The sequence below is a fragment of the Thermophagus xiamenensis genome (assembly GCF_900112795.1).
Lineage (GTDB): Bacteria > Bacteroidota > Bacteroidia > Bacteroidales > Marinilabiliaceae > Thermophagus > Thermophagus xiamenensis.
In genome coordinates this window covers 1-1,526 of the sequence record NZ_FONA01000048.1, presented here as the reverse complement: position 1 = coordinate 1,526, position 1,526 = coordinate 1, and the positions used below count along the sequence as shown (strand labels likewise).

At 39.6% G+C, this 1,526-nt stretch carries 1 pseudogene; it reads left to right on the top strand.

Annotated features, from left to right (window positions below):
- Positions 1 to 128: 128 nt before the first annotated feature.
- Positions 129 to 1,509, top strand: a pseudogene (locus BM130_RS15045) (IS701 family transposase); the annotation flags it as partial.
- Positions 1,510 to 1,526 lie beyond the last annotated feature (17 nt).

Here is a 1,526-nt window from a genome sequence, read left to right as displayed (position 1 = left end):
TAATTCTACTTTAACAGATTAAAATAATCACTAAAAAAGCGATAATTTAGTGTTACTATTTTTTCGTAATCGACGGTAAATTAGTATATTGCAATTGAAATAAAGAATAAAACTCAAGTTTTCAATAGGTAACGGGCGAAAAACTTAAAAAGATATACGAATAATGGTAAAACACTACTAGCAGTCAACAAACGACTTGAAGTGTATTTATCTGAATTTCAGCATTATTTTAAAAATAAAACAAAATCCAACTTCGACAAAGCCACTCAATACGTCGAAGGTTTAGTTTTAAGTGATTTGAAAAATATCGAACGCATCAGTGAGACATTAAACGCAGACTACCACAAGATGCAGCATTTTATTACCGAATCCAATTGGGACGCAAGAGCTGTCATCGACCAAATAGCAAGTCAAGTAAACCAATCACTTCCAAAGCAGAAATTAAGAGGGTTGCTCATAGACGAAAGCGGATGGGTAAAAAAAGGTGACAAAAGCGTTGGAGTTGATCATCAGTATTGCGGGAACGTTGGGAAGACTGCAAACTCTCAGGTGGCAGTATTTGGTTGCTTGTGCACCGACAAATATGCAGCGTTGGTTGACGCGAGACTGTATCTTCCAAAGTCATGGTGTAATGACGATGCCAGGTGTGAATCTGCCGGCATTCCTAAAGAGGACAGGGTTTTCAAGACAAAACCGGAGTTGGCAACAGATATTGTGAAGCACCAACTGGAAATGGGTATTGAGTTCGATTACGTTGGGGGTGATGGGCTTTATGGCAATGACCTTGCGTTTACCCGTTCAATTGAGGAAATGGGGTTGGTGTACATGCTTGACATTCATAGCGATCAAAAAATCCATCTTGAAAAACCTGAACTATATATTCCCGAGCGAAAGAGTCATCGTGGGCGCCCACCCAAAAGGCCAAAGGCAAGCACCCCTTCGGTACAGGTTAGCAAATATTTAGAAACTCTAACAAACAAAGACTGGAAAAAACTTACCATTCGTGACTCTGCCAAGGGAAAATTGAAGGGATTGTTCCATTTTAAGACAGTTTACATTTGGGATAAGGTTCAGAATATTGTTGAGAAACGGTTGCTGGTCATTTCGAAAAGAAAGACAAAACAGGGCGTAGAAGTAAAATATTCGTTCACCAACGCAGAACTAGCTCAATATACGCATCAGGCACTGGCATACATGCAAGCACAACGCTTTTTCATTGAGCATAGCTTTAAAGAGCAAAAACAGATATTAGGCATGGACCAGTTCCAAACCCGCAAATGGCTGTCGTGGCATCATCAAGTAGCGCTCAATCTATTGGTGGGTAGCTTTATGCTGAAAGAAAAATTATTGAATCAAGACGAAGTCCCATTGCTATCGGCAAGAGACATTATGGATTTTATGGTATACAAATTTTATCGTGAAATGACCGATGAACGGATGCTGGAAAAACTGCGGCAGCGACATGAAAAGCGACAGCGCGATATAGACCTCTGTTATTCAAAGCAATAAATCTGTTAAAGTAGAAT